The organism is Saccharothrix lopnurensis (assembly GCF_042658445.1).
Lineage (GTDB): Bacteria > Actinomycetota > Actinomycetes > Mycobacteriales > Pseudonocardiaceae > Actinosynnema > Actinosynnema lopnurensis.
The window spans coordinates 137021-163088 of the sequence record NZ_JBHSQO010000005.1 but is presented as its reverse complement, the minus strand read 5'-3'; the positions used below and the strand labels follow the sequence as shown (position 1 = coordinate 163088).

The 26068-nt window shown below is 73.3% G+C and carries 22 protein-coding genes; 10 read left to right on the top strand and 12 right to left on the bottom strand.

Going from position 1 to position 26068, the window contains the following annotated elements:
• Nucleotides 1-69: 69 nt before the first annotated feature.
• On the top strand, nt 70-903 hold the full coding sequence (locus ACFP3R_RS07390) for a S1 family peptidase (protein ID WP_380634043.1): 834 nt from the start codon (nt 70-72) through the stop codon (nt 901-903).
• On the opposite strand, the gene ACFP3R_RS07385 is transcribed toward ACFP3R_RS07390, so the two are convergent.
• Nucleotides 900-2174 (bottom strand): phosphoinositide-specific phospholipase C-related protein, encoded by a 1275-nt coding sequence (locus ACFP3R_RS07385; protein WP_380634042.1) that lies wholly within the window; start codon nt 2172-2174, stop codon nt 900-902. The two genes, ACFP3R_RS07390 and ACFP3R_RS07385, sit on opposite strands and share 4 nt — an antisense overlap.
• Nucleotides 2175-2258: 84 nt before the next feature.
• Between ACFP3R_RS07385 and ACFP3R_RS07380 the strand changes: the two genes are divergently transcribed.
• Nucleotides 2259-2678 (top strand): CoA-binding protein, encoded by a 420-nt coding sequence (locus ACFP3R_RS07380; protein ID WP_380634041.1) that lies wholly within the window; start codon nt 2259-2261, stop codon nt 2676-2678.
• 22 nt (nt 2679-2700) lie between these two features.
• Here ACFP3R_RS07380 and ACFP3R_RS07375 read toward each other — a convergent pair whose 3' ends face one another.
• Complete coding sequence (locus ACFP3R_RS07375; protein ID WP_380634039.1) at nt 2701-3081, bottom strand: RidA family protein; 381 nt, start codon at nt 3079-3081, stop codon at nt 2701-2703.
• Nucleotides 3082-3163: 82 nt separating this feature from the next.
• On the opposite strand from ACFP3R_RS07375, the gene ACFP3R_RS07370 reads away from it, so the two are divergent.
• Nucleotides 3164-3961, top strand: a complete 798-nt coding sequence (locus ACFP3R_RS07370; protein WP_380634038.1) for an alpha/beta fold hydrolase — start codon at nt 3164-3166, stop codon at nt 3959-3961.
• Between the two features lie 95 nt (nt 3962-4056).
• Nucleotides 4057-6075, top strand: a complete 2019-nt coding sequence (locus ACFP3R_RS07365) for a hypothetical protein (protein WP_380634036.1) — start codon at nt 4057-4059, stop codon at nt 6073-6075.
• Here the strand turns inward: ACFP3R_RS07365 and ACFP3R_RS07360 are convergent.
• On the bottom strand, nt 6041-6481 hold the full coding sequence (locus tag ACFP3R_RS07360; protein WP_380634035.1) for a hypothetical protein: 441 nt from the start codon (nt 6479-6481) through the stop codon (nt 6041-6043). The two genes, ACFP3R_RS07365 and ACFP3R_RS07360, sit on opposite strands and share 35 nt — an antisense overlap.
• Nucleotides 6482-6587: 106 nt before the next feature.
• On the bottom strand, nt 6588-7676 hold the full coding sequence (locus ACFP3R_RS07355; RefSeq protein ID WP_380634033.1) for an HNH endonuclease: 1089 nt from the start codon (nt 7674-7676) through the stop codon (nt 6588-6590).
• A 43-nt stretch (nt 7677-7719) separates the two neighbouring features.
• Between ACFP3R_RS07355 and ACFP3R_RS07350 the strand changes: the two genes are divergently transcribed.
• The 5 genes from ACFP3R_RS07350 (at nt 7720) to ACFP3R_RS07330 (ending at nt 12724) form a co-directional block, all read left to right on the top strand.
• The gene (locus ACFP3R_RS07350) at nt 7720-7992 is read left to right on the top strand and encodes a hypothetical protein (protein ID WP_380634031.1); all 273 of its coding nucleotides are present in this window, start codon (nt 7720-7722) and stop codon (nt 7990-7992) included.
• A 9-nt stretch (nt 7993-8001) separates the two neighbouring features.
• Nucleotides 8002-9810, top strand: coding sequence for a DNA helicase RecQ (gene recQ, locus ACFP3R_RS07345; protein ID WP_380634030.1), 1809 nt, complete (start codon nt 8002-8004; stop codon nt 9808-9810).
• A complete protein-coding gene (locus ACFP3R_RS07340) occupies nt 9807-10577 on the top strand; it encodes a pentapeptide repeat-containing protein (RefSeq protein ID WP_380634028.1) in 771 nt (256 codons plus the stop codon). The genes recQ and ACFP3R_RS07340 overlap by 4 nt, the downstream gene beginning before the upstream one ends.
• A gap of 264 nt (nt 10578-10841) precedes the next feature.
• The gene (locus tag ACFP3R_RS07335) at nt 10842-11732 is read left to right on the top strand and encodes a helix-turn-helix transcriptional regulator (RefSeq protein ID WP_380634027.1); all 891 of its coding nucleotides are present in this window, start codon (nt 10842-10844) and stop codon (nt 11730-11732) included.
• 119 nt (nt 11733-11851) lie between these two features.
• Entirely contained in the window at nt 11852-12724 is an 873-nt protein-coding gene (locus tag ACFP3R_RS07330; protein ID WP_380634025.1) for a dioxygenase family protein, read from the top strand.
• A gap of 61 nt (nt 12725-12785) precedes the next feature.
• Here ACFP3R_RS07330 and ACFP3R_RS07325 read toward each other — a convergent pair whose 3' ends face one another.
• The 5 genes from ACFP3R_RS07325 to ACFP3R_RS07305 all read right to left on the bottom strand — a co-directional run bounded on the left by ACFP3R_RS07325 (nt 12786) and on the right by ACFP3R_RS07305 (nt 15165).
• A complete protein-coding gene (locus tag ACFP3R_RS07325; protein ID WP_380634024.1) occupies nt 12786-13085 on the bottom strand; it encodes a DUF6355 family natural product biosynthesis protein in 300 nt (99 codons plus the stop codon).
• A gap of 49 nt (nt 13086-13134) precedes the next feature.
• Nucleotides 13135-13461, bottom strand: coding sequence for a DUF6355 family natural product biosynthesis protein (locus tag ACFP3R_RS07320; protein WP_380634023.1), 327 nt, complete (start codon nt 13459-13461; stop codon nt 13135-13137).
• 90 nt (nt 13462-13551) lie between these two features.
• Nucleotides 13552-14061: a SigE family RNA polymerase sigma factor gene (locus tag ACFP3R_RS07315; RefSeq protein ID WP_380634021.1), complete on the bottom strand. Its 510-nt coding sequence runs from the start codon at nt 14059-14061 to the stop codon at nt 13552-13554.
• A gap of 388 nt (nt 14062-14449) precedes the next feature.
• The gene (locus tag ACFP3R_RS07310) at nt 14450-14842 is read right to left on the bottom strand and encodes a hypothetical protein (RefSeq protein ID WP_380634020.1); all 393 of its coding nucleotides are present in this window, start codon (nt 14840-14842) and stop codon (nt 14450-14452) included.
• 101 nt (nt 14843-14943) lie between these two features.
• Nucleotides 14944-15165, bottom strand: coding sequence for a hypothetical protein (locus tag ACFP3R_RS07305; RefSeq protein ID WP_380634019.1), 222 nt, complete (start codon nt 15163-15165; stop codon nt 14944-14946).
• A gap of 151 nt (nt 15166-15316) precedes the next feature.
• On the opposite strand from ACFP3R_RS07305, the gene ACFP3R_RS07300 reads away from it, so the two are divergent.
• Nucleotides 15317-16306 carry a hypothetical protein gene (locus ACFP3R_RS07300; protein ID WP_380634017.1) on the top strand — a complete coding sequence of 330 codons (990 nt, stop codon included), beginning with the start codon at nt 15317-15319 and terminating at the stop codon, nt 16304-16306.
• Nucleotides 16307-16310: 4 nt separating this feature from the next.
• On the opposite strand, the gene ACFP3R_RS07295 is transcribed toward ACFP3R_RS07300, so the two are convergent.
• From ACFP3R_RS07295 to ACFP3R_RS07285, 3 genes are read right to left on the bottom strand one after another with little or no spacing between them, the layout of a single operon-like run.
• Nucleotides 16311-18746 (bottom strand): ATP-binding protein, encoded by a 2436-nt coding sequence (locus ACFP3R_RS07295; protein ID WP_380634016.1) that lies wholly within the window; start codon nt 18744-18746, stop codon nt 16311-16313.
• Complete coding sequence (locus ACFP3R_RS07290) at nt 18730-22074, bottom strand: phospholipase D-like domain-containing protein (protein ID WP_380634014.1); 3345 nt, start codon at nt 22072-22074, stop codon at nt 18730-18732. Before ACFP3R_RS07290 ends, ACFP3R_RS07295 begins: the two co-directional genes overlap by 17 nt.
• Nucleotides 22071-25682 carry an AAA domain-containing protein gene (locus tag ACFP3R_RS07285; protein ID WP_380634012.1) on the bottom strand — a complete coding sequence of 1204 codons (3612 nt, stop codon included), beginning with the start codon at nt 25680-25682 and terminating at the stop codon, nt 22071-22073. The genes ACFP3R_RS07290 and ACFP3R_RS07285 overlap by 4 nt, the downstream gene beginning before the upstream one ends.
• Nucleotides 25683-26068 lie beyond the last annotated feature (386 nt).

Genomic DNA, 26068 nt, shown 5'->3' with positions numbered 1-26068 from the left:
CCGTCCGGGTGAGGCACGGGCGGGTGACGGAACCTGCGCCGCCCGGCCGCGGCTGTTTTGATCACCGCCATGCGCCACCTGGTCGCGGTGCTCGCCGCCGCACTCGTGCTGCCCCTGTCCACCACCCCGGTCACCGCCGCCCCGAAAGTCGACTTCACCGAGGTCGACTTCACCGGCGTCGTGTCGTTGCGCGGCTGCTCCGGCTCCGTGGTCCGGCCACCCGGGCACCGGCCGGAGGACCCGGCGCTGGTGCTCACCAACGGGCACTGCGTGCGGATGATGGGCGCCGACGAGGTGGTGGTCGAGGAGGCGTCCGACCGCGCCTTCACCCTGCTGGCCAGGGACGGCCGGGGCGACCTGGGCACGGTGCGGGCGCAGGGCCTGGCCTACGCGACCATGTCGGGCACCGACGTCGCGCTGTACCGGCTGACCTCGACCTACGCCCAGGTCGAGGCGATGGGCACGAGCGCGCTGGAGCTGGCGCCGGAACCGGCGGCGCCGGGCGCCGGTATCCGCGTGGTCTCCGGCTACTGGCGCGAGGTCTACTCCTGCGCGGTGGACGGGTACGTGCACGAGCTGCGCGAGGGCAGGTGGACCTGGGCCGGCTCCCTGCGCTACGCGGTGGGCTGCGACACCACCGCCGGCACGTCCGGCTCCCCGGTGGTCGACGCGGTGACCGGCCGGGTGGTGGCGATCAACAACACCGGCAACGAGAACGGTGAGCGCTGCACGGTGAACAACCCGTGCGAGGTGGACGAGCACGGCGAGGTGACCGTCCGCCGGGGCGCCGGGTACGCGCAGCGGACCCACCCGCTGGTGCCCTGCCTGACCGGGGGCGGTCGGGTGGACCTGACCGCCCCCGGCTGCGGGCTGCCGCGCCCCGGCGATCAGGAGCGCGGCTAGAACCGCGCCCCCGACAGGACCTGGACCGCCGCCGCCGGGTTGCCCAGGTGGTAGTGGTCCACGGCCAGGTAGGTCGGCGTCTTGCGGGCGGCGGGCTCGCAGAAGCGCCGGGCGCGGTCGGCCAGCTTGCCGTTGTCGGTGGTGGCGGTGCCGGTGAACGGCACGTCCCGGAAGTGGTTCATCACGAACAGTGGCCGGAAGCCGGGCTCGGTGCGGTTGAGCGGCGTGCCCCAGCGGCTGTGGCAGGACCAGTCCGAGCCGCCCACCCCCGGACCCATCGACCAGTGGTTCTCCACCGTCCACTCCTGCTGGTACATCACGCCGAAGCTGTCGCGCGGCAGCGCCCCGTCGGCCGCGCGGGTGCGGTCGGTGAAGATCAGCAGCCGATCGTTCGCCGCGCGCAGGGCGTCCAGGGTGGGCCAGCCGGTGGCGCGCACGCCCGCCTGGTCGGGCCGGAACAGCACGTCCGCGAGGCCGTCGACCCGGTTCAGCTCGGCGCGCAGCACGTCGGCGGGGACGTAGTCCTCCAGGAAGACCGTGACGAACTCGGTCGGGTTGGCGCGCAGGAAGTCCACCACCCGCTGCACGTCCACCCACAGCGCCACCGGCCGGCTGACCAGCGTGCAGCTGTTGTGGCAGAGGATCGCGCCGTCGGGGGTGTGGTGGACGTCGAGCTGGAAGCCGCGCACGCCGTCGGCGAGCTGCCGGGTGATGCCCCGGGCCTGGTTGGGCGCGAGGTTGACGAAGGGCGGGGCGAAGCCGCCGTCCACGCCGTTGGCGTAGGCGTTGTGGGCGGTGAGGAAGGTGACCTGGTCCAGCCGCCGCTGCCCCTCCGGCGGCGCGGGGGTGAGGACCGGCGAGACCGGTGTGAGGTACCAGAGGTCGGCGCCGGAGCCGACCCGCACCTGGTCGGTGCCGCTCGCGACGAGGTGCCGGTCGGCCCCGGGCACCTTCAGCCGGTGCCGGTCGCCGTCGGGCAGCACGTCCCACTGGGCGTCGGGGCTGTCGCAGGGCAGCGTCACGGCCTGGTCGCCGGCGCGGCCGAGGCAGCGGTCCCCCTCGCGCAGGGTGCGGCCGGACCAGGTCCACTGCTGGCGGTCCTCGTCGCCCCTGGGCCGGCGCTGGAGCACCGAGGTGCCCGAGACGCCGGCGTTGAGGCCGGTCGTCGCGCTCTGGAGGTAGACGACGGGATCGGCGGCGGCGGCGTGGCCGGCGGGTGGCGCGAGGAGGGCGAGCAGCGTGACGGCGAGGGCTGTTCGGGTTGCGCGCATCAAGGCGTCCTCTCGAAGGCTGCGCGGCGGCTGGGCCGAGAGTAACGCGAATTAAGTTCACGTCGGCCGGACTAGGCTGGAAGGATGAGTGAACCGTGGGGTGATCCCGAGAAGATCCGCCGGGTCCTGGCGTCCGGCGACACGTGGGCCGTCGTCGGCCTGTCCAACGCGCCGAGCCGCGCCGCCTACGGCGTGGCCAGGTTCCTCCAGCAGTGCGGCAAGCGGGTCGTGCCCGTGCACCCGGCCGCCGAGACCGTGCACGGCGAGCCCGGCTACGCGTCGCTGGCCGACATCCCGTTCCCGGTCGACGTGGTGGACGTGTTCCGCCGGTCCGAGGCCGCCGGCGAGTTCGCCGACCAGGCCGTGGCGATCGGCGCGAAGGCGGTGTGGTTCCAGCTCGACGTGGTCGACGAGGCCGCCTACGAGCGCGCCACCGCGGCGGGGCTCGACGTGGTGATGGACCGCTGCCCCGCGATCGAGTGGCCCGCGCACGGCCCGCGCTGAGCCCCGGCCCCGACCGCCCGCGTCAGCCGCCGAGGCGGGCGGTCACCTCGATCTCGATCCGCATCCGCGGGTCGGACAGGCCGCACTCCAGCATCGTCGCCGCCGGCCGGACCTCGCCGAACACCCGGCGCAGCGCCGGCCAGCACGCCTCGAAGTCCGCCGCGTCCGGCAGGTAGTAGGTCACCCGCACCACGTCGGCGAAGGAGGCTCCCGCCTCGGTCAGCGCCCACCCGATGTTGGCCAGGCACTGCTCCGCCTGCGCCACCACGTCGTCGGCGATGGTCATGGTGGCGTAGTCGAACCCGGTGGTGCCCGAGACGTGCACCCAGTCGCCGTCCACCACGGCCCGCGCGTAGCCGATCCGCTCCTCGAAGGTGGAACCCGACAGGATCACTCGCCTCATGCGCGCCACCCTAACCGGGCGGCGGGACCGGGCGCGGCGGGTTCGTGGCGGCCGGGCGGGGCCGGTCAGTAGCCTGCGGGCCATGCCGGTCGTCGCGCTCAACGGGATCAACCTCAGCTACCAGGTGCGGGGCCAGGGCGACCTCGTCGTGATGGTGATGGGCACCGGCAGCCCGGGGCGTGTGTGGCACGCGCACCAGGTGCCCGCCCTGGTGGCGGCCGGGTTCCGGGTGGCGACCTTCGACAACCGGGGCATCCCGCCGACCGACGAGTGCGCGGGCGGCATGGAGATGGCGGACCTGGTGGGCGACACCGCCGCGCTGGTCGAGTCGCTGGGCGGGCGGGCGCACCTGGTCGGCACCTCCCTGGGCGCCCGGGTGGTGCAGGAGCTGGCGCTGGCGCGCCCGGAGCTGGTGTCGAAGGCCGCCCTGCTGGGCACGGCGGGGCGCAACGACCCGATGCAGCTGGCGCTGTCGCGGGGCGAGCGCGCCCTGCACGACAAGGGCATCACCCTGCCCGGCCGGTACTACGCGGCGGTGAACGCGGTGCTGAACCTGTCCCCCGCGACCCTGCGCGGCGAGGCCGTGCGCGACTGGCTGGACATCTTCGAGTTCGGCGGCTCGGCCGTGTCCGGGGGCGTCCGGGCGCAGCAGGAGCTCGACGAGCACGACGACCGGCTGGCCGCGTACCGGCGGATCCCGGTGCCGTGCCTGGTGGTGGGCTTCGCCGACGACCGCGTGCTGCCGCCGCACCTGGCGCGCGAGGTGGCCGACGCCATCCCCGGCGCGCGGTACGAGGAGGTCGCCGACGCCGGGCACTACGGCTACCTCGAACAGCCCGACGCGGTGAACCGCCTGCTGGTGGACTTCCTGACCGGCTAGCCGGGCACGGTCCGTGACCCCCTGACCACGGGAACTCCGCTACCACCGCGCCCGGAACGCCATTACCGTCGTGCCCGACCCGGTGGGAGGACGGCATGGACACCCGACGGCTCGCGCGCGCGTCCCGCCTGGCCGCCCTGATCACCGCGGGTGGCGTGACGGCCCTGGTGCTGGTGCCGGTCGCGGTCAACACGGTCACCGGCGGCTCCGCGCCGCACGTGCTCGGCCCGTACGCGGCGTGGCTGTGGCCCGCGCTCGCGGCGCTGTCCGCGGTCACCGCCGGCCTCGCCGCGTGGGACCCGCTGCGGGCGCTGCTGCTGCGGCGGCGACCCGCGCACCCCGCGCACCGGACCGCCGCGCTGGACCGCGTGGAGGCGTTCGTCCGGGAGCGGCTCGACGGCTCGCTGGCCGGGGAGGTGCGGCTCAAGCTCGGGGTCGCGCCCCGGGTCGGGCCCCGCCTGCCGGGACGCGTCCGCACCGCGCTGGTGGTGTTGGGCGAGCCGGGCTCGGGCCGGACGACGCTGCTGCTGGAGCTGGCCGAGCGGCTGGTGGCGGCGGCGCGGGAGGACCCGCTGCGGCCGGTGCCGGTGGTGGTGGACCTGGCCGGGTGGCGGCGGACCGAGGACCTGGGCGAGTGGTTGCTGCGCGCGGTGGCCGACCGCTACGGGATCGCGCCGCGGGTCGCCCGGCGGTGGCTGCGCGAGCGCGAGCTGCTGTGGCTGCTCGACGACCTGGACGAGCTGCCCGGGGCCGACCGCGCCGAGTGCCTGGACCGGGTCTCCGCGCTGGGGCCGACGCCGTTCGTGCTGTGCGCCACCGACCCCGGCGACGCGTGGGCGGGGCTGCCGCGCCGCGAGGTGGTGCGGGTCGAGCCGCTGCGGCGCGAGGACGTGCTGGGCCTGGTCGCGGCGTGCGCGCCGCGGCTGGACGGGTTGCACGAGGCGTTGCTCAAGAACCCCGAGCTGGCCGACGAGGTGCGCACGCCGCTGGCGTTCGGGCTGCTGGCGCTGGGGTACCGGGCGGGGCGGGCGGAGTACCGGGGGATCGTCGACACCTACCTGGTCGAGTCGGCCGCGCGCGGGCCCGGGGACCCGGAGCGGGTGGTGCGCGCGCTGCGGTTCCTGGCGCGGGTCGCGCGGCGGCGGCACGACCTGGCCGCGCGCACCCGGTTGCCGCGGCGCGGGGTGTGGCTGGACTTCGTCGGCGAGGCGGCGGTGTGGCGGCTGTTCCGGCGGGCCGCGGCGGGCGCGCTGGCGGGCGCGGCGGTGGCGCTGGCCGCCGTGGTCGGCGTGCGGCTGGGCCTGGTGCCCGCCGCGTTCGCCGCCGTGGCCACGATCCTGGTGCCGCGCTGCGGTTTCCCGGCGAGCGGCGCGGAGGACGGGTCGCCCGGCCGCGGCAAGCGCTGGGCGGCGGTGGGGTTCGCGGCCGGCGCGGTGGTGGTCGGCGCGGTGGCCGAGGCGGGCGCGTGGCTGGGCGGTCAGGTCGCCCGCCGGCCGGCGGCGGTCGTGTTCGGCCTGGTCGTGGTGACGGCGCTGGTCATCGCGTACGCCGGGACCCGCGACCGGTACTGGGCGGTGGTGTGCGCGCTGGGGCCGGCCGGGGTGATGGTGCTGACCGGGCCGTCCCCGGGGCTGGTGGCCGGGCTGGGCGCGGGCCTGCTGGTCGGCGCGGTCGCCGGGGTGTTCGTCGGCGGGTTGACCGCGGTGTGGGCGGGCCTGGGCCGGCCGGCCGCCGCGGGTCTGCGCTGGTTACCGGTGGCGGGTCTGGCCGGCGCCGGGCTCGCCGCGGGGATCGGCGCCGACGTGCGCCTGGCGGCCCTCGGCCCGGCGACCGGGCTGCTGGTCGGGCTGGCCGTGGCGCCGTTGGCCAACCGCCCCTTCGACCCGGTGGCCGAGCTGCTGTCCCGCCCGCTCGCCCTGGACGAGTTCCCGCTGCGGCGCAAGGCGCTGCTGCGCGCCGCCCGCGATCGCCTGCTGCTGGTCGAGGGGTTCCGGTTCCCGCACGCCGCGGTGCGCGACCACCTGGCCGGGTGCGACCCGGTGGAGCTGGCGGCGACCGTGGCGCGCCGGCGGGCCGACCTCAGGCCCGGCGGCGGGTCCGCCCCCAGGGCTTGAAGACCGAGACGGCGGTGCTGAAGACGTAGATCGCCAGCGACACGCAGGACGCGGCCAGCACGCTCGTGCCCGCCCCGGCCACCCCGCGCGCGGCGGCGTGCAGCTCGGGCCGCAGGGAGAACGTCGTGGCCGCGACCGCGACCAGGGTCAACGCGAACTTGGCGAGCACCCACCGGTGCTTCAGCAGGCCCCACCTGGTGCCCAGCCCCAGCACGACGCCCGTGGCCAGGGCGGTCAGCGCGAGCGGCAGCACCACGAGGTCGCCCAGCAGCGCCATGGCCCGGTAGAGGTGGGGCGCGCCGAAGGCGGCCGAGGCGAGCACCAGGTTCGCCAGGGTGACGCCCAGCCAGCCGACGGACGAGATGACGTGCAGCGCCAGCCAGGTCTTGCGCGCTCGGGGTTTCACGGTGCCGAGCCTGCCGCCCGACGCGGCGTCACCGCGTCGGGCGAGGAGCGGCTGTTCCGGCTGCGCCCCCTGACGTACCCGGGCTCCCCGCCCCCACGCGACCGCACTACGCGGGTGACGGGCCGATCACGCAGAGTTCCCGGTGGTAGGTGAGGTGTTCCTCGTCGATGTCGTGCTCGGGGTGCCGGCGCAACGGCCCGACCTCCGACCGGTCGCGGACGCGGCGCACCACGCCGCCCTCGTCCACGTAGAGGGCGAAGTTGTCGAACTCGACGTGGCAGTTCGCGCACAGGCACAGCATGTTGGCCGGCTCGTCCGGCCCGCCGTGCAGGCCCAGGCCCCGGATGTGGGCGGCCTCGCTGTAGTGGCCGAAGGCGGTGCGCAGGCGGGTGCCGCAGAACTGGCACCGGTCGTCGTGCCGGCGCTTCACCCGCTTCGCGTTGGCCTGGTTCCGCGCGATCACCGAGCCGGTGCGCCCACGCCGTTCGCCGGCGCCGGCCGTGCGGGTCGCCCCGCTCACCGCGGCGTGCTCGACCAGCCCCACGGCCGCCAGCAGCTCCTCCTGGTCCACCGAGTCGTCCAGCAGCCGGGAGCGCACCGCGTTGACCGTCCAGGTGCGGAACGGCACCTCGCGCCGGAGCCTCCCGTGCAGGGGCGCGGCGAAACCCGCCCTCTCCCGCCCCGCCACCCACAGCCCGGGGCGAGCCAGGCCGCGGACGACCCGGTCCGGGTCGACCGCCTGCCCGTGGTCGGCCAGCAGCCGGCCCACCTCGGCGCGCAGCGCGTCCCGGGGGTGCAGCGGGGGCGCGTCCCGGTCGGCCGCGCGCCCGATCGCCCACAGCAGGGTGATCGCCCCGGCCACGTGCTCCCGGTGGACCGCCAGCAGACCGCCGAGGAACGCCTCGGCGGAGACGGCCGCCATGCCCCGGACCTCGAAGCCGAGGGCGCACAGGTGCCCCGCCGCGTGGCTCGCCCCGCCGCTGAGCTGGTTCGGGAGCAGCGGCGACCGGCCCTCGATGAACCCGTGCGCGACACCGACGACCGCCTTGGAGTCGTACTCGCGACCGTCGTGCACCAGCACGTATTCGCGGGCCTTCTCGTAGCGGTGGTCCCCGAGGAACTTCTCGCGACCGATGCGGTCGAACAGCGCGATCGCCCGGAGCACGTGGTCCACGCCGACGTCGGTGTAGGGCACCGACGCAGCGTAGACGCAACGCGGAGGCCGGGGTTCCGGCGCGGTGGGCGCCGGGGTGGACGTCGAGTGGCCCCGGGTCGGGCCCGGGGAGCACGAGCCGCTCGCGCTGCGGGACCTGCCGCTCGACGGCGTGACCGGCGCCCCGTGCGCGCGGTGCGGGCGGGCGCTGCCCGCCGACCTGCCGGCCTCCCACCTGCCGTTCGTCGAGGGACGGGTGACCGGGGCGGGGCGCGAAGGCACGGCCGGCTGCTTCGCCCGGCACCGCGAGCACGTCTTCCGGGGTCGCCGGCACAGCCCTGTCGGTGGTCCTGGCTAGGATCGGCCAATGGCTTCGCAAGAGGTTCTGCGAAGGATCTTCGGTTACGAGTCCTTCCGCGGGGACCAGCAGGAGATCGTCGACCACGTCGTCACAGGTGGCGACGCTCTGGTGCTCATGCCCACCGGCGGCGGCAAGTCGCTGTGCTACCAGGTCCCCTCGCTGGTGCGCGAGGGCACCGGCGTGGTGATCTCGCCGCTGATCGCGCTCATGCAGGACCAGGTGGACGCGCTGCGCGACCTCGGCGTGCGCGCGGGCTTCCTCAACTCCACCCAGTTCCCCGACGAGCGGGCCATGGTCGAGGCCGAGTTCCTGGCCGGCGAGCTCGACCTGCTCTACCTCGCGCCCGAACGCCTGCGCACGGAGCAGACCGCCCGCCTGCTGGACCGCGGCCGGATCGCGCTGTTCGCCATCGACGAGGCGCACTGCGTCTCCCAGTGGGGCCACGACTTCCGCCCCGAGTACCTGGCCCTGTCGCACCTGCACGAGCGGTGGCCGGACGTGCCGCGGGTCGCGCTCACCGCGACCGCCACCGAGGCCACCCGCGCGGAGATCGCCGAGCGGCTGGACCTGACCGACGCCAAGCACTTCGTGGCCAGCTTCGACCGCCCGAACATCCAGTACCGCATCGTGCCGAAGAACGAGCCGAAGAAGCAGCTGCTGGAGCTGCTGCGCACCGAGCACGTCGGCGACGCGGGCATCGTCTACTGCCTGTCCCGCAACTCGGTGGACAAGACCGCCGAGTTCCTCAACCAGAACGGCATCCGGGCCCTGCCCTACCACGCCGGCCTCGAATCGGGCACGCGCGCCGCCAACCAGTCCCGCTTCCTGCGCGAGGACGGCCTGGTGATGGTCGCCACCATCGCGTTCGGCATGGGCATCGACAAGCCGGACGTGCGCTTCGTCGCCCACCTCGACCTGCCGAAGTCAGTGGAGGGCTACTACCAGGAGACCGGGCGCGCGGGCCGGGACGGGCTGCCGTCCACCGCGTGGCTCGCCTACGGCCTCCAGGACGTCGTGCAGCAGCGCAAGATGATCGACGACTCCGAGGGCGACCAGGCCCACCGCCGCCGGCTGATGGCGCACCTGGACGCGATGCTCGCGCTGTGCGAGACGGTCGAGTGCCGGCGCGTGCGGCTGCTGGACTACTTCGGCCAGCCCGGCTCGCCGTGCGGCAACTGCGACACGTGCCTGACCCCGCCGGAGACGTGGGACGGCACGGTGGCCGCGCAGAAGGTGCTGTCCACGGTGGTGCGGCTGCGCAACGAGCGGCGGCAGAAGTTCGGCGCCGGGCAGACCATCGACATCCTGCTCGGCCGCAAGACCGCGAAGGTCATCCAGCACGACCACGACCAGCTCAAGGTGTTCGGCATCGGCACCGAGCTGAACGAGAGCGGCTGGCGCGGCGTGGTCCGGCAGCTGCTCGCGCAGGGCCTGCTCGAGGTGGAGGGCGAGTACTCGACGCTGGTCACCACCCCGGCCAGCGACGAGGTGCTGTTCCAGGGCCGCGGGGTCGTGATGCGCCGCGAGGCCGAGCGCGCCGCCAAGGTCAAGACCGCCCGGACGGGCAAGGCCGCCGCGCCGCAGGTGGAGCTGTCCGCCGAGGCCACGCCGGTGTTCGAGCGGCTGCGCGCGTGGCGGGCGGCGACCGCGAAGGAGCAGGGCGTCCCGGCCTACGTGATCTTCCACGACGCGACGCTGCGGCAGATCGCCTCGTCCGGGCCCACCACGCTGTCCGAGCTGGGCACCGTCAACGGCGTCGGGGAGAACAAGCTGGCCAAGTACGGGCAGCAGATCCTGGACGAGTTGAGCGCGTGACCGAGCTGCGCGCCGACTGCTCGCGCTGCGTCGGCCTGTGCTGCGTGGTGCCCGCGTTCGCCCGGTCCCGGGACTTCGCGATCGACAAGCCCGCACGCACGCCGTGCCCGAACCTGGGCGCGGACTCCCGCTGCGGCATCCACGCGAAGCTGCGGAGCAGCGGCTTCACCGGCTGCACGGTCTACGACTGCTTCGGCGCGGGCCAGCAGGTCGTGCAGGTGACGTTCGGCGGCGAGGCCCGGCGCGACGACCGCGTGTTCGACGTGTTCCCCGTGGTGCGCCGGCTGCACGAGCTGCTGTGGTACCTGACCGCGACCCTGGAGCTGGCGCCCGCCCGTCCCCTGCACGCCCGGGTGGAGGCGCTGCGCGCGGAGGTCGAGCGGCTGGCCGGCGGTACCCCCGCGGAGCTGCTGGCCCTGGACGTCGACCCGTACTGGGGCCGGACGAACGAGCTGCTGCTGCGGGCCGGCGAGCTGGTCCGCGGCAAGGGCCGCAACCGCCGGGGCGCGGACCTGATCGGCAAGGACCTGCGCGGGGCGCGGATGCGCGCGACCAGCCTGCGCGGCGCCTACCTGATCGGCGCGGACCTGCGCGGGGCCGACCTGCGGCTGGTGGACTTCATCGGCGCCGACCTGCGCGGGGCTGACCTGTCCGGGGCCGACCTGACCGGCGCGTTCTACCTCACCCAGGCCCAGGTGGACGCCGCGAGGGGCGACCGGGGGACCCGGCTGCCGACCGGGCTGCGGCACCCCGCCCACTGGGGCTGAGCGGCAGCCGCCCGCGGGCCCGGCCACCACGCGGTCCGGGGCCGGCGCGGTCGGGGTTCCCTCGTGGCGATCGCGGCCGGCACGTGCTCCCGGGCGAGCCGGTCACCGCTCGGCTCGGCCACCACCGCCCCTCGGCCACCACCGCCCCGTCCCCGAGCAGGGCCGGCAGGTCCAGCCGGTCGGCGCGTTCCCGGGGAACGCCGCCCGTGCCAGGGTGGGTGCACCGGAATTGGTCTGGACCTTCATCCGAGAGGACGGTCGAGGATGCGCGGCACCACCGTGTTGCCGGGAACGCCCTGCCAGGCCCCGCGCGAGGGTGTGCCGCCGGTGCACCGCCTGGAGGTGCCGGCGCCCGACGCGCTGCCGTTCGCCGTGGGCACGTTCGACACGATCGGCCCGATGTCGCGGGCGGCGTTCCCGCACCGGCACACCTTCCACGAGATCGTCTACGTCACCGGCGGCACCGGCGCGCACGTGGTCGACCTGGCCCGCTGGGAGCTGGCCCCGCCGCACCTGTGCGTGATCACGCCCGGTCAGGTGCACCACTGGGCGGACACCCGGGACCTGGAGGGGTTCGTCGTGCTGTTCACCGAGGACTTCCTGCTCGACCACCCCGCCGACCGCGAGCTCCTGCGGCGCTTGGGCGAGCGGCCGTGGCTGACGCTGGACGAGGCGACCCACCACCGGATGCTGCGGCTGCTCGCCGAGCTGGAGGAGGAGTACCGGCGCGGCGCCGAGGGCGCGGGATCGGTGCTGCGGGCGCTGCTGCACGTGCTGGTGGTGCGGGCCGCGCGGCTGCCCGCGACCCCCGCCGCCGCGCCCGCGCGGGCCGGTGCGGTGGCCGGGGAGTTCGCCCGGCTGGCCGGTCGCGCCGAGCACGCGTCGTGGTCGGTGCGCGCCTACGCGGAGCGGATCGGCGTGACCCCGGGCCACCTGACCGAGGCGGTGAAGGCGGCGACCGGCCGCACCCCGTCCGAGCTGGTCCGGGAGGCGCGCACGCGCGAGGCGCAGCGGTTGCTGGCGAAGACGGACCTGGCCGTGCGGCAGGTCGCGGCCCGGGTCGGGTTCACCGACCCCGCCTACTTCTGCCGGTTCTTCCGGCGCGAGACCGGGGTGAGCCCCGGCGGGTTCCGGCGCGGCGCGGGCGTCCGTTAACAGCGGCAACAGCGCCCACGAGGATCACCACGACCGGCCGGTTCCGTCCATCGTCCGCCGGCGAGGCGTCCTCGTAGTTTCGTCGTGGACCCCCAACAACTCCCTCACGAGGAGCAGTCATGGATGCATCCGCGGACGGCGGTCGCACTGCGCCCGAGGAACCACTCGGCGGCGAGGTCGACGACCGGAGGTTCAGCCGCAAGGCGGTGCTGCGCGCCGCGCTCGCGGCGGGAGTCGCGCTGCCCGTCGCGATGATGGGCGTGCCCGCGCTGGCGCGGGACGTCGGCGGGAGCGGCGGCCTACTGGAACCCACTCCCCTGTGCGACGACGGCGACGACCCGACGCCGCCGCAGATGGAGGGCCCGTACTTCAAGCCGAACTCGCCGCGCCGCACGTCGCTGGTCGACACCGGCACGCCCGGCACCCGGCTGACCGTGACCGGGTACGTGTTCGGCCTGGCGTGCCAACCGATCGCCAACGCGCTGCTGGACTTCTGGCAGGCCGACGTCAACGGGGTGTACGACAACACGGGCTTCCGCTTCCGCGGCCACCAGTTCACCAACGCCGGCGGCGCCTTCACCCTGTCCACGATCGTGCCGGGGCTGTACCCGGGCCGGACGCGGCACCTCCACGTGAAGGTGCAGGCGCCCGGCCGCCCGGTGCTGACCACGCAGCTGTACTTCCCGGGCGAGCCGCGCAACAGCACCGACACCCTCTTCGACCCGCGCCTGCTGATGACCGTGCGCAGCGTCGGCGGCGCGCGCGAAGCGGTGTTCGACCTCGTGCTGAACGTCCCGCAGCAGCCGGGCCCCACCACGACCACGTCCACCACCCCGTCCCAGCCGGGCGGCGGCACGTGGGCGGCGGGCACCAACTACGCGCCCGGCGCGAGGGTCACCCACGGCGGCGTCGAGTACGTCTGCCTCCAGGCGCACCTCGCCCAGCCGGGCTGGGAGCCGCCGAACGTGCCCGCCCTGTGGCGGGTGGCCTGACCCGCGCGGCCGACCGCGGCGCGCGCCTGTCCGGCGCGGGCCGCGGGGTTCGATCACCTCGTCAGCACAGGCCGATGTAGAAGGCGTTCGAGATGTTGTCGTCGGAGCCGAGGTGGGTCTCCGACCACGGGGGCACGCACATGTAGGTCGACGCCCAGCCGTGGTGGTAGTCGATCTTGATGTGGACCCAGGTGTCGCCGCAGTGGCCGTAGTAGGCGGCCTCCGCGTTCTCGGCGTAACCGCAGATCATCTCCGCGGCGGCGGGGGTGGTGTCGGCCGGCGCGGCGTTGGCGGCGCCCGGCGCCAGCGCGCCCGCGAGGGCGAAGAGACCGACCGCGGCGGCCTTCAGGCTGTTCTTCACAGTTGCTCCCGGTGAGTTCTCGATCGGATTTACTCGGAAAAGGTGCGGATCAGCACAGGCCGACGTAGAAAGCGTTCGAGACGTCGTCGTCGGAACCGAGGTAGGTGAGCGTCCACGGGCCGACGCAGGTGTACATCGAGGGCCGGCCGTGGTGGTAGTCGACCTTGATCATGACCGTGGTGTCACCGCAGTGGCCGTAGTAAGCGGCTTCCGCGTTCTCGAAATAACCGCACGGGATCTCCTCCTGCGCCTGGGCGGCGACCGACGCGGCGATCGCGGCGGGAGCGGCCGTCGCGGCACCCGCGCCGACGTTCGGCAACAAAGCGCCCAGGATGGCGAACAGGCCGACCAGGATGACCTTCACGCTGTTCTTCACCGCGACTCCCCTTGAATTTGCCGAAAAGTTCCGACATCACTGACCAACACGTGGTGGGAACCTGCCGACACTGAGGAATTCGGGTAACGATCAGATAACGAGAGCTGGATCGCCGGTCAGTACCGCCCGCAGCCGGGCCAACCCGCGGCTCGTCTGGCTGGTCACGGACCCCGGCGTGCAGCCGAGCACGCGGGAGGTCTCCACGGTGTCCAGGTCCAACCAGAAGCGCAGGAAGATCACCTGCCGCTGCCGCCGGGGCAGGCGGCCGAGCGACTGGAGCACCGGACCGTGCGCACCCACCGGATCGGGTTCCACCGGCGCGCCGGCCAACTCCTCCGGGATCGCGTCCCCCAGCAACTCACGGCGGGCGGCGGCCCGCCGGCGCGAATCGATGAAAACGCTGTGCAACACGCTCTTCAGGTAACCCCGCAACTCAGAATGGCGCTCGAAGGAGCACCACCTCTGGTAGACCTTGACGAACGCCGATTGCGCCAGGTCTTCCGCTTCGTACGAGTCGTGGCACAGCGCGTAGGCTTGTCGGACCAGCCACCTTCGGTTTTCCAGGAAGAAAGTCCGGAATTCCACCCGTGCCTCACACACGCGCACTCCCTCTCGGCATGCCGATCCCGCCGCCGCGGTGCGGGCCGGCGAGGATCGGCAGACGGATCAACCCCGGGTCGGCACCGCGGGAACAGCGGGGCGACTCGGCCCGCGCCGTCGTACCGGCGAATCCCCACGATTTCGACCGGCCTCGGCCAAGCTAGGACCGGCGCTCTCGGGCCGTCAACCGAACTCTGCGCGACCGGGCCGGCACGGATACCCCCATCCGTGTCAGGCGCGGGGAAAAACCAATGGTTGCGGCAATAACCACCGGGCCGAGCCGCAGCGGTCCGGACCGATCGGGGTGTCACGCCGGCGGGACAGGACCGCGCTCCCACCACACGACGACGGCCCCGGGACCACCCCCGGGGCCGCCCACCGCGACGTCCTAGCCGAGCCCGAGCGCGACCCGCACGCGACCGAGCACCGCGCTCTCCGCCCGACCCACGTGCCCGTCGGCCGACGCGACCCGCTCGCACATGGCGACCACGGCCGCCGCGAAGTCGTCCGCCTCCACCGCCGACCGCCCGGCCACCAGCGCCACCGACTCGCGCAACGCGGCCAGCACCCCGTCCTCCACGTCGGCGGGCGACCCCGCCGGCAACTCGGGCGCACCCGAGTCCACCGCCTCGCGCACCCCCGGCGGCAGCACCGCCATGGCCCGGATGCCGGCGTGGCTCTCCTGGTCGAGCGCGCCCTCCTCCGCGACCGAGACGAGCACCATCGCGCCGTAGACGGCCGTGCGCAGCGTCCGGCTCTCCCCGTCCGTGTATCCACCCATGCGGATCACCCTAGAGGCCCTCGGGGGCCGACCACCGCGGAGCCGGTCCACTCCCGGGGGGACGCCACCGGATGACAGGTCGGCAGGTGCGTGCGTCGCGCTCACCGCTCCTCCTCGATCTTCACGAGGTCGAGCAGGTCCTGGCGGACGGCGGTGGACTTGGCGGCGAACAGGCCCCGCCAGGCGAGCGTGCCCACCCAGGGCAGCGCGCTCACCGCGGCGGCGAGCCAGTACAGCCACATCGTGTTCGTGGTCGCGGCCGCGGTGATCAAGCCCGCGGCGGTCGCTCCGGTCCCCGCTGCGGGGGCGATCGCTCTTCTCATGCCGTCATGGGACGACGAAGTCGATTCCCCCCTGAAGACCACGCGCGATGACTTTTCGATGCCCTGCCGCCCCCGGGGAACCCCGAGCAGCCGTCGCGGACATCGCGGTGACATCACCGCTGGTGGCCGGGCCGCCACTACGATGGTCGACGTGACCGACGCGTTGCCCGTCCGCGAAGACCGGTTGACCGTGCGGGTACTCGGCGCGCCGCAGGTCCGGGACAGCCGGGGCGGGTGGGTGGACCTGAACCGCGTGCCGGGCGCGTTGCTGATGGCGCTGGTGCTGGCCGGCTCCCCCGGCCGGTCCGGGGAATGGCTGCGGGGGCAGGTGTGGCCCGACCTCCCCGGCGAACACCGCAACCCGGTGGCCAAGAACGTGTTCCTGTTGCGCAGGTACCACAGCATGCCGATCCCGCAACCCGGTCGTCGCGGTGCCTACGTCCTCCAGGTGCCGGAGGACCAGGTCGACGTGACCGCCTTCGGGCGGGGCGTGGCCGCGCTCGCGGCGGACACCCCGGTCGACCACGTCGACTCCCTGCTCGCGCTCTGGCGGGACAACCCGTGGACGGCCTCGACGCGGCTGCGCCGGAATGCGTGGTCCGAGGTCATCAAGGACCGGGACCGACTGGTCGCCCACATCCGCGCGATGGAGCCCGCGCGACGCGAAGAACTGGCGCAGTGGCACCGTTTCTGCGAGTTGTCACCGGAGGAGGCCGCCGGGTGGCGGGACCGCCCCACCGCCCGACGCGCGCCCCGCAAGCGCGTCCTCATCGTCGACGACCAGATCGGCCACGCGCTCGCCGCGGCCCTGTCCGGTTCCTACGACTGCGACGTGGTGACCTCGCTGTCCGGGTGGCAGGAGGTGCTCCGCGACGACCACCCGCTCGACTACGGCTGCGCGCTCGTCGACCGCCACCTCACCCCGGGGGCCGACGCGGGCGGCGAAGTCGTCCTGCTCGAACTGCGCGCCCACCGACCGGACATGCCGACCGCGCTCATGTCGGCGGACCTGCCGTTCGAGGACTTCGACCTGGTCAAGGCCCGACTGGGGGTGCGCACCGTCATCCACAAGCACAACGACGTGAAGTCCACCATGGTGCCGCTCGTCGAGGTGGTGAACCGGCTCCTGACCGGCACCTGATCCCTCACTCGGCCAGCGGGAGGCGTACCCGCAGGCAGGCCCCGCCGAGGTCGGCGCTGTCGGGCATCCGCTCCAACCGGCCCCGGCACGCGGCGAGGTTGGCCTTGGCGTGGCGCATCCCCTCGCCGCCGGACATGCCGTAGGTCTTGCGGATCTCGTCGAGCCGGGAGCGGTCGGCCCGGCCGTAGCCGGGGCCGCTGTCCTCGATGTCGGCCAGCAGGTACCGCTGGGTCTCGGAGTCCTCGTAGCGCAGGGTCACCCGGATGCGGCGAGTCCGGGACTCCGCGGCCTCCATCGCCTGCAACGCGTTGAGGTAGAGGTCGCTCAACGTCAGGTGCACCAGCACCTTGATCGCCGTGACCGAGGTCGTCCCGTCCGGCTCGACGACCTCGAAGTCCAAGTCCCTGATCTTGCGCTGGCCGTCCGCGATCTCCCGGGCCAGGCCGGCGAAGTCGAAGACCGACGAGTGCAGCAGTGCGTCGATGTCGCCCTTCTCGATGGCGGTGAACTCGTCTATGAGGGCCTGCTGCGCCCTGATCCGCTCGCGCAGCCCGGCGTTGTCCACCCCGACGCCCAGGCTCGCGGTGAGTTGCGCCAAGGCGTACAGGTGGCCTTTCCTGGCGTGCTCGTAGTGCCAGGAGGTGCGCGACCGCAGCATCAGCCGGGTGTTGTCCTCCAGGTCGTCGCGCTCCTTGTGGAACCGGGTCAGCCACGCCGTCGTCGCCTCGGTGAGACCGGGCCTGCCGAGCAGCGCGACCAGCCCCTGTCCGGGCAGCTCGTACTCGGCCCCGGGCCCGAGGAGCCCGGCATCCCGGAGCACGTTCCCGGCCGCGGCGAGGTCGATCCGCCCGATCGGGAAGTCCCGGTCCCGTTCGCCGGACTTCTCGTGGGCCTCCATGAGCAGGAGCGTCAACTCATCGAGCTCGGCGTCCAGCTGGTCGGGTGTCACCGACGCGACGCCCAGCCGCGCGGCACGGCCCAGGAGGGCGCCGTAGACCACGCACGCGTCCAGGTGGTCCGCGACCGGACCGAACACGGCCTCGGTCACAGCCCGCACCGCTTCGGTGTCGTCGCGCAGGCGCACCAGGTCCTCGTGGGCGAGTTCCTCAGCCGGGCCCACGATGCGGCACAGCTCGCGGATGATCGCGGCCATGGCCTCGGGCATCCCGGCCGAGAGGTAGACGACCATGTCGGGGACTTCCGGCGAGATGACGAGCCCGAGCAGGTCGAGCACCCACAACAGCGTGGCGCGGGTGTCGGCCCCGCTGCCGAGGTCGGCGCCGGCGATGTCCACCACCTGGTCGAACGCGAGCTGGGCGCACACGTGCCGCAGCAGGGCGACCCGGCGGTTGGGCGTGCTCTGGAGGTGTGCGCCCGCCGGGTCGAGGAGTTGGAAGAGCACGGACGGCTCCAGGACCGCCAGTCCCGCAGCGGGTTCGGGGTCGGTGCCCCCGACGGGCAGCCACACCTTCGTGCCTCCGACCGCCGGACGGGTCGGGCCGATGTGCAGGGTCAGGCGCTTGGGCAGGGCCAGCCAGGAGAACCGGGGGTCCACCAGGCCGCGCAGCTCGACGTCGTAGCCGGAGCCCGCGGCCCTCGCGCGGTGGTTCACCGGTATGTCGTTGACGAGGTCGTCGATCGCGCGGCCGAGTTCCCGCGCGGACTCCTCGGTCAGCTCGTCGTGCACGTCGTGCAACGCCCGGATGAGGCTCCACGCCTTCGTGTCGGTCTTGAACGGCAGGCACTGCTCGAAATCCGCGGGGGACTCCTCCTGCCGGAGGTACCAGCCGAGCACGGAGTCCGCGGGCTCGTCCGCGTAGGCCCACCCGCCCAGGTGGGGCACCGTCGCGGGCAGGCTCAGCCAGGTCGACTCGTCGGAGTGCGTCACGACCGACTCGGCGACGTCGTACTCGCCGCCGCGCAGGCACGCCTCCGCGATGAGGACCCGCTCGCGGTCCAACTCCGGGAAGCGCGCCCTGATCGCGGTGACGCGGTCGTCCGCGACGGCGTCGACGAACTTCTCGAACTCGTCCAGCTCCCGCTCGGCGGCGGTCGCGCTGTCCGCCAGCAGGTCGGCCCACGCCGGGTCGACCGCCTGCCCCACGGCGGCGGCGCGGATCCGCAGCCGGTGCGCCCGCTCGCCCAACCGGTTCGAGGCGGCGCCCACGGCCCGCTCGAGGCGTTCGCCGAGTTCGCCCGCGTGCTCGGCCGAGAGGACCGACGGCGACCGCCCCATCAGCGCCCGCGCGGCGGCGAACTCGCCGAGCTCGATCAACCGCTGCACGCCGTCGGCCACGTCCACCACGGGGTGGAGGATGCCGTCCAGGACCGCGCGGGCCGCCGTGGCGCGGTCGGCCTCACCGCGCGAGGCCAGCGCCAGCAGACCCGGCTGCCGCCACGCCTGCGGCCACTCGGCGACCACGTCAACCGTGCTGGTCACGGGCACCCCACTCTCGTATCTCCGCCATGGAGCTCATCGCGTGGGCGATGAGGTGCCGTGCCGGGCTCGTCCGCTTCTCCAGGTCGATGTGCAGGCCCGGCCACAACCGCACCACCGCGTCGGCGAGCGACCGGACCGCCTCCACCTGGAACACGCCCTGGTGGCCGTGCCGCTCGGGCTGGAAGGCCACCACGTCCTCGACGGCCGTCACGACCTGGGTGAGCCGGTCGAGGTACTGCTTGCGCTTGCCGCTGTGGATCACGTTGTTCTTCTGGCCGACGCTGACCTCCGCCGTCGTCCGGTCCAGGAACCCGGGCAGGTCAACCAGGTCCGGGGCGCTGAGCCACTGCGCCGCCGGATCGAGATCCCGGGCGTCGATAATCGTCCGGAGCTTGCCGAAGATGCCTTCGGGGTGCAGGAGGCGCGCCTGCGTCTTGAGACCGGCCTCGAAGCCGAACGACATGCTGCCCAGCGCGTTGAGCGCCTCCTCGGCCCGGTCCCAGTTCTCGGCCAGGGAGGCGTCCCGGTTGGCTTCGGTCACCAGCTCCCGGACGACGGCCGCCACCCCCGGCTCGTCGACCCTGGCCCCCATGGCGAGCACCGCTTCGACCAGTTCGTGCCACTTGCCCTCCGGGTCCAGCGAGTCGAGGACCTCCAACGATCCGCGCAGGTTGTGCGCGACGTCGCCGGGCAACGGGGTGCCGCCGCCCGGCCAGGCGACGAGCTGGCTCACGATCAGCGCGATCAGGGCGACCCTGTTGTCCCCGTCCGCGCACTCCAAGGCGTTCGCCTCCACGACAGCCCCCACGAGCGTGGTGCCCGCAGCCGCGGCGACGGCGGCCAGGGCGAGCGGCACCCCACCGTCGGGCAGGGCTTGGCGCAGCACCCACGCCTCGACGAACCGCTCCTGCTCCCACAACCGGTCGACCAGCCAGCCCGCCCACCACCGGTGGTCGGGATCGGCGGTGTCGATGCCCTCGCGCAGGGTGGCGGCCGCCACCAGGGCGAGGATCCCGTCCTCGACCTGGGTGGCCCGCAGGGCGGCCAGCAGGGCGGTGCCCCTTCCCCCGCTCACCGCCTCGGTGACGACCTCCGCCCGCTGGCTGCGGCTGGTGCACTTCTCCAGCGCGACCAGCAGGCGGTGGGACCGGCGCGCGCGGGGATGCGGCGTGGTGGTCGACTTCTTCGGCTTGCGGACCACCCGGGCGCCCAGGAGCTCGGCCGCCCGCGCCGCGACGTCACCGCCGGAGACGCGGACGCTCACCTCGGCCGGGGGCCTGCGTCCCGGGTGCCCGCCGAAGAAGCCGTCGTGGGATACGTAGTCGAAGCTGCCGATGACCACGGTGTCGTCGGTGACCAGGGCTTTGGCGGCGGAGTCGGCCTGGCGCACGGCGAACCCACCGGGGTTGGCGCCGCGCACCCTGCCCAGGGCGGCCCTCGTCGCGTCCGCGTCGCGCTGCAGGAACTGGTAGACGACGTCGGTCCTGGTGCCGCCCGCGACCCTGTTGGTCAGCTCGACGATCAACTGGTCGGTGACCGCCGTCGTGGTGAGGCGGCTGCCCGCCACGACCAGTTGGCGCCTGGCCTCGCGCACACCGTCCCACAACGTGCGGTGGTGCGCCCCGTCCTCCACCAGCGTGACCGACGGCAGCTTGCGCAGCGCCACGTGCCGCGCGGCTTCGGCGGCGCACTCCTCCCACGCCTCGGCCCACGCCTGCACCGACGCGTCGGAGGCCCCGGTGTCCCTGGGGAGGGGCTCGGGAAGGTCGGACCAGACGAGGCCCTCCGCGGGCGTGGGCAGGTCGTCGTCGACGACGCGGAAGTCGCGTTCCTGGAAGAACACCGCCGACGCGGTGAGCCGGTCCGGCATGGCCCTGCGGGTCCACCGCAGCAGGGAGTACGCGACCTCGCAGCCGCCGGGCTCGGTCGCGCGGACCACCGCGCCGAGCTGGTGGGTGTCCGAGCCGTGGTCGCGGTCGAGGCAGTTGTAGCCGCCCACGACGGCGGTGTGGTTGTCGGCCAGCACGAAGCCGGCGTTGATCAGGGCGGGTTGGCCGACGACGAGCACGGCCGAGGCGTTGAACCCGGCGTCGGTGGCGGTGTTGGTGATCTCGATGATGACGTTCTTCGCCTTGGCCTCGATCGCGTCGGTGGACCGCCTGCCCCACACGAGGATGATCTGGACGCCCTTCTGCACCGCGGCCTTCAGGTCGTCGGAGAGGTCGACCAGCCCGGCGTAGCGGACGGCGGGAGCCACCAGGACCACTTGGCGCTCGGCTGCGCGGATCGTCTGCCCGACCGCCGAGCGGTAGTCCCGGATCGACCCGACCAGCTCGACTTCGGCCTCGGTGGACACCATCGCCGCTATCTGCGCCCTGATGGTCTTCACCGCGTCCACCAGCTGCTCGTGGGTGGTGTCACGGGTGCCCGCGGGCGCCGACTTCGCCGTGATCGCCGCGTTGGCCAGGGAGTCGATGCTCCGCTCCAGCGACGGCGGATCGACCAACCGGGTCTCGATCCGCCCGGTCAGCCGTCGGGAGAACTTGTGCTCCGGGCGGCGGCGGATGAACTCGGTGATGAGGTCGCCGATCTTCTCGCACTGGGCCAGGGTGCGTCGGGAGTCGTGCGCCACCACCACCCGGACCTCGTGGTTGACCGGGTCGCGCCGGACGGTGACGTCCACGGGGAACAGCATCGAGGACCCGCCCTCGGTCCGCTGGTGGGTGGAGGCCATCCGGACCTCCTGGACCTTCGTCTGCCGTCCGGTGCGCCGCCCTTCCTTGTTCTTGACCCGCTCCTCGGCCACCTGCTCGGCGATCCGCTCGTTCACCGCGCGGAGCAGGTCCCCCCTGCGGATCTCGTCCGCGTTCGCCGCGAAGAGCACGTAGGAAGGCACGATGAGGTCCGGGTCGGTGGCCCGGCGGTGGCCCTGCCGCCCGGTCAGGTGCCCGCTGACCGGGTCGAGCCACACGGTGCTGTCCTCCTGCTTGGACTCCGCCCCCGCCAGCCCGGACACCCCGCCGCCCGAGAACGCGTCCAGGGCGACCTGCGTCGGGGCGGCGATGTTCCGGTAGAGGTCGAGGGTGATGTACTCGCGGGTCCACAGGTCGAACAGCAGGTGCAGGGTCACCCGCTCGCCGAGCCCGAAGATCTCCACCAGCTTGCTCAGGCCGACACCGCGCAGCGGGACGTCGGAGGCCGACCCCTGCCAGAACTCGACCACGGCGCGCAGGACGGCGCTCTCGATCCTGGACATCTCGGTCCCGTAGCCGAGACGGACCTGCACGGGCACCGGCTGGTAGCGGATCCAGATCCGCGTCGTGGTCACGACCCGAGCCCGGTGGACTTCGCGGACACGACCCTGCCCTGCCGGCGGACCAGCGCGCAGACGTCCGACCACATCGGACCGCCGTCGCGCTCGAAGTGGCGCAGTGAGCCGACGAGGACGAGGTGCTCCCGCGCGCGGGAGAACAGCACGCTGATCAGCTCCCGCTCGTGCAGGTGCCCGATGTTCGACCACGGGGTGTCGCTCCGGCCGCGCCGCTGGTCCCGGACCAGGGAGACGACGACCACGTTGGCCTCCCGCCCCTGGAACGCGTGGATGGTCGAGGCGAAGGGGCGGATCGCGCTGTGCGCCCGCAGGAGGTCGAGCTGGCGCCGGTACGGGGTGATGACCGCCAGCGGGTGGTCGCCGTACCCGTCCTTGCCGGGCAGCGGTTCGGGCCGCATCCGTTCGAGGATGGCGTTGACGACCTCCACCTCGCCGGGGTTGCGCCAGGCCGGTTCGTCGGAGCACGCGGCAGTGTCCGCGGTGTCCACCCAGACCACCGCGTTCGCCAGCTCCGCCGGGGTGTGCAGGAGCCCGATGTCGTCCCGACCGGTGGACAGCAGCCCTTCGACGGTGATGTCGACGTGCCCGTCCGGTCCGACGTCGTCGACCGGGTAGAACACGCGGCTGACGATCTCGTTGATGGCCGGGCGCATACGGTACTGCTTGCGCAGCGTGTGCCTCGGTTTGTTCCCCGGGCGCTTGACCCGGTCGGAGAACAGGTTGCCGAACATGCCGAAGACGCGGAGGTACTCGTGGCGCCGCTCGCCGTGCACCCGCAGGTCCTCGTCGGGGGAGGCCGCGCAGCTGTCCAGGAACCGCAGGATCTCCCGGCTGCGGTGGGCGGGCAGTTGCCGGTGGTCGCCGACCAGTGACCACCGCGAACCCCTGGACAGCGGGATCGCCAGCTCCGTCGGCCACGCCTTGGCCGCCTCCTCGATGATCACCCAGTCGAAGATGTCCGTCGACGCCGATTTCGCCAGCGTCGCCGGGGTGGCCGAGGAGCAGGTGGCGAACACCAGGTTCGCCGCGCGTTGCAGCCGGTCGATCAGCTCGGGCAGGCACGCGTCCACCACGTCGTCCCAGTCCTGGAGCAGGCTGAGGACCACCGGGTCCCTGCGGTAGTCCACCCGCTTCTTCGCGGTGTGCGCCTTGATCTCCTCCAGGGTGCCCTCCGCCAACCGGTGGATGAGGAAGGGCGCGATCTTGGGGTCGACCTTGTCCTCGCCGCGCAACCCGGTCGCCCGCACCGGCACGACGTGGCTGGAGCCCGAGCGCCCCCCGCCGAGCAGGTTCAGCTTCCCCAGCAACCGCTCGGCGATGTTGTCCAGGGCGAAGTTCGACTGCGTCGAGATCAGCACCCGCGCCCCGCGCTCCTCGGCCAGGTACCTCACCACCGCGTCCGCCGTCACCTCGGTCTTGCCGGTTCCCGGTGGTCCCTGGAGCGCGAACAGCGGCTCGGTGGACATCATCGCCTCGGCGACCTGGGCACTCGTGCTGTTCTTGGTCAGGGTGACCGACGTGATCGCGTTGGGCCGGTCCAGCTGCTCGACCAGCACCCGGTTCCTGAGCAGCTCGTGGCGCGCCTGCTCCTCGCGGTTCAACGCCATCCACGAGCCGAGGTCGTCCACCGGGCTGATCCACCCCCGCTCCGGGACGGCCCTGGACCGCCTGCCCGCCACGATGATCACCGTGTCGTTGGCGGTGCCCTCGACGCACTCGCCCGCGAACGCCTCGTCCCACGCGGGGGCGCCCTTGTCGTCGGCGCGCAGCGACACCAGGGTCGACCCGTCCTCGTTGGCGTTGCCCGCGAAGAAGTCGCCCATCTTCGGCCGCAGGCTCGGTGTGCCCGCGAACACCGTGGCCAGGGCCGAACCGTGCCGCCAGCGCCGGTCCCGCTCCTCGTCGAACCGCAGCGTCACCCGGTCGACCTGGTCGGACCGCTCCACGATGTAGGGGTAGCGGCGCCCCTCCAGCGCGGTGCGCTGGAACTGGAGGAGCCAGTCGAACGCCTGGGCGTACTGGCGTTCGGCCTTGGACTGGGGGACCACGTCCCGGACCGCGTCGAGCAGGGGTTGCCACGACGGTGATCCGGCGAGGGCGGCGTCGATCTCGGTGCGGGCGATGTCCGAGGCCACCACTCGCAGCTGGGACACCCACCGACGTTTGCGCGCGCCGTCCACCGCGGCGCGCAACGCCCGTCCCCGGCCGGTTTCGAGCTGGACCGGGTAGGCCAGCAGGAGCCCGTGCTCGTCGGGCAGGCCGCGCCTGCCGAAACCGCCGTGCTCCTTCTCGTACGGTCGGCAGAACCACGCCACCGACCGGCCCACCAGGAGCTGGTCGGCGGCGGCGAGCGTCTCCTTGTCGTCGCCGGGGATGAAACCCGCGGCCCCGCCCGGCATGTGCAGGATGCGGGCTCCCTTGAGGTCGTCGAGCAGGAACTCGATCGTTTCCAGCCTGCCGTCGTCGGAGGCGGGGTCCTGGTCGACCAGTTCCCAGGCGAAGATCGTTTCACGGCACTTGCTCGGCATGAAGACCAGCAGGTAGGGGGTGGTCGTGGCCTCGTCGTGCTCGTAGGTCAGGCGCTCGTAGTGGTCGCTGATCCGGTTGACCACGTCGGAGGCGCTGAGCCTGCCGGTCGGCTTGTCCCACGCCGTCATGTCCTTCAACAAGGACGCGAGCGCCGGGGGGAGGGCGCGCACCGCGTTCACGAGGTGCAGGTTCACCCGCTTCACCGCGTCCAGCGTCCCGCCGAGGTCGCGCCGGGTGTGCACGGCCGTCTCGACCTCGGCCAGGAGGTCCTCCGGGATGGGCCCGGTCATCCACTCCGACACCATCATGCCGAGGCTGTAGACGTCGGACCGGTGGTCCTCCATGTGCGCGCCGTCCTCCAGCAGGAAGCGGATCCGCTCCGGGGAGAAGTACGCGATGGCCCCGCCGCCCTGGGCCAGCACCAGCGTGCGGGCGTTCTCGGCGCGTTCCCGGGCGTTGAGCATGCTGGTGCGCAACAGGTTCGACGTGAGCCTGCTCAGCTCGAACCGGCCGAACACCATCTGGTCCTCGCCGTCGAGCTCGATCCGGTCGAGGATGCCCGGCCAGATGTTGCGGTGCACGATCTGCATGTCGTGCAGGATCGCCAGGGCGTCGGCCAGGGACATGAACTGCGCCATCGCCACCCGGCGGTTCTGCCGCAGGTACTCGATGACCTCGACCAGCCCGGCCCGCGACCCGCCCTGGTCGCCCCCCTCGAAGAGCTGGCCCATCCCCGCGTCGGTGACGACGAAAGCGCAGCCGCGGAAGCCGTACGGGAGGGCGACCTCGTCCTCGACGTGCCCGCCGTGCTTGATCGAGGGCAACGCCGGGTGCCGTAACGACGCCACCCGCTGGAGCACCCGCAACTCCTGCTTCCACAGCCCTTCGCCGAGCTTGGAGACACCGACGTAGATCTGGACCGTCACCGCCCGCTCCGAGACCGAGTCGACCAGGTCGTAGCGGTACAGGGTGTCGGGGAGGAGTTCCCGGCCGCGCACGGCACTGCCCGCCGGGGCGCGAAAGGATCCGAAGTCGGAACCCGTCCCGCAGAACAGGTCGCTGACCAGACGGTCCATTTCCGCCAATGGCATCGGTTTCTCCCGATCGGCTAGACGTGTGCGCGACCGCACCGACGTCAAGGCGGGACACGCTCTCGCCGACGGCCTGCTCCGGTAGGTCGTTAATCACATCGTGCGACGACCCGTTTCCGCTACACCACGTAGTGGCCGCTCCCCTGTCCAGGTAGCGAACCCGAGGTCCTCGTCCGCGACGCGGACCGGGTGACCGGAGTGCGGCCGGCAGGGGTTGAGCAGCGCAGCCCGGCCGTACCCGCTCGACGCGCTCCCGTGGTGAAGACCGAGGTCGACCGGCTGCCCGGAGAACAGGCCCACGCCCTGTTCGGAGCCGTGGGGCAGGAGATCCGCTGCAACGGCGGCGTCCGCCGGGTCACCCCGATCGGTCC

Bases quoted from the DNA above. Each gene is read 5' to 3' on its own strand.
- ACFP3R_RS07390 (WP_380634043.1), top strand. From the start codon at position 70: ATGCGCCACCTGGTCGCGGTGCTCGCCGCCGCACTCGTGCTGCCCCTG.
- ACFP3R_RS07385 (WP_380634042.1), bottom strand. From the start codon at position 2,174: ATGCGCGCAACCCGAACAGCCCTCGCCGTCACGCTGCTCGCCCTCCTC.
- ACFP3R_RS07380 (WP_380634041.1), top strand. From the start codon at position 2,259: ATGAGTGAACCGTGGGGTGATCCCGAGAAGATCCGCCGGGTCCTGGCG.
- ACFP3R_RS07375 (WP_380634039.1), bottom strand. From the start codon at position 3,081: ATGAGGCGAGTGATCCTGTCGGGTTCCACCTTCGAGGAGCGGATCGGC.
- ACFP3R_RS07370 (WP_380634038.1), top strand. From the start codon at position 3,164: ATGCCGGTCGTCGCGCTCAACGGGATCAACCTCAGCTACCAGGTGCGG.
- ACFP3R_RS07365 (WP_380634036.1), top strand. From the start codon at position 4,057: ATGGACACCCGACGGCTCGCGCGCGCGTCCCGCCTGGCCGCCCTGATC.
- recQ (WP_380634030.1), top strand. From the start codon at position 8,002: ATGGCTTCGCAAGAGGTTCTGCGAAGGATCTTCGGTTACGAGTCCTTC.
- ACFP3R_RS07335 (WP_380634027.1), top strand. From the start codon at position 10,842: ATGCGCGGCACCACCGTGTTGCCGGGAACGCCCTGCCAGGCCCCGCGC.
- ACFP3R_RS07330 (WP_380634025.1), top strand. From the start codon at position 11,852: ATGGATGCATCCGCGGACGGCGGTCGCACTGCGCCCGAGGAACCACTC.
- ACFP3R_RS07310 (WP_380634020.1), bottom strand. From the start codon at position 14,842: ATGGGTGGATACACGGACGGGGAGAGCCGGACGCTGCGCACGGCCGTC.
- ACFP3R_RS07305 (WP_380634019.1), bottom strand. From the start codon at position 15,165: ATGAGAAGAGCGATCGCCCCCGCAGCGGGGACCGGAGCGACCGCCGCG.
- ACFP3R_RS07285 (WP_380634012.1), bottom strand. From the start codon at position 25,682: ATGGACCGTCTGGTCAGCGACCTGTTCTGCGGGACGGGTTCCGACTTC.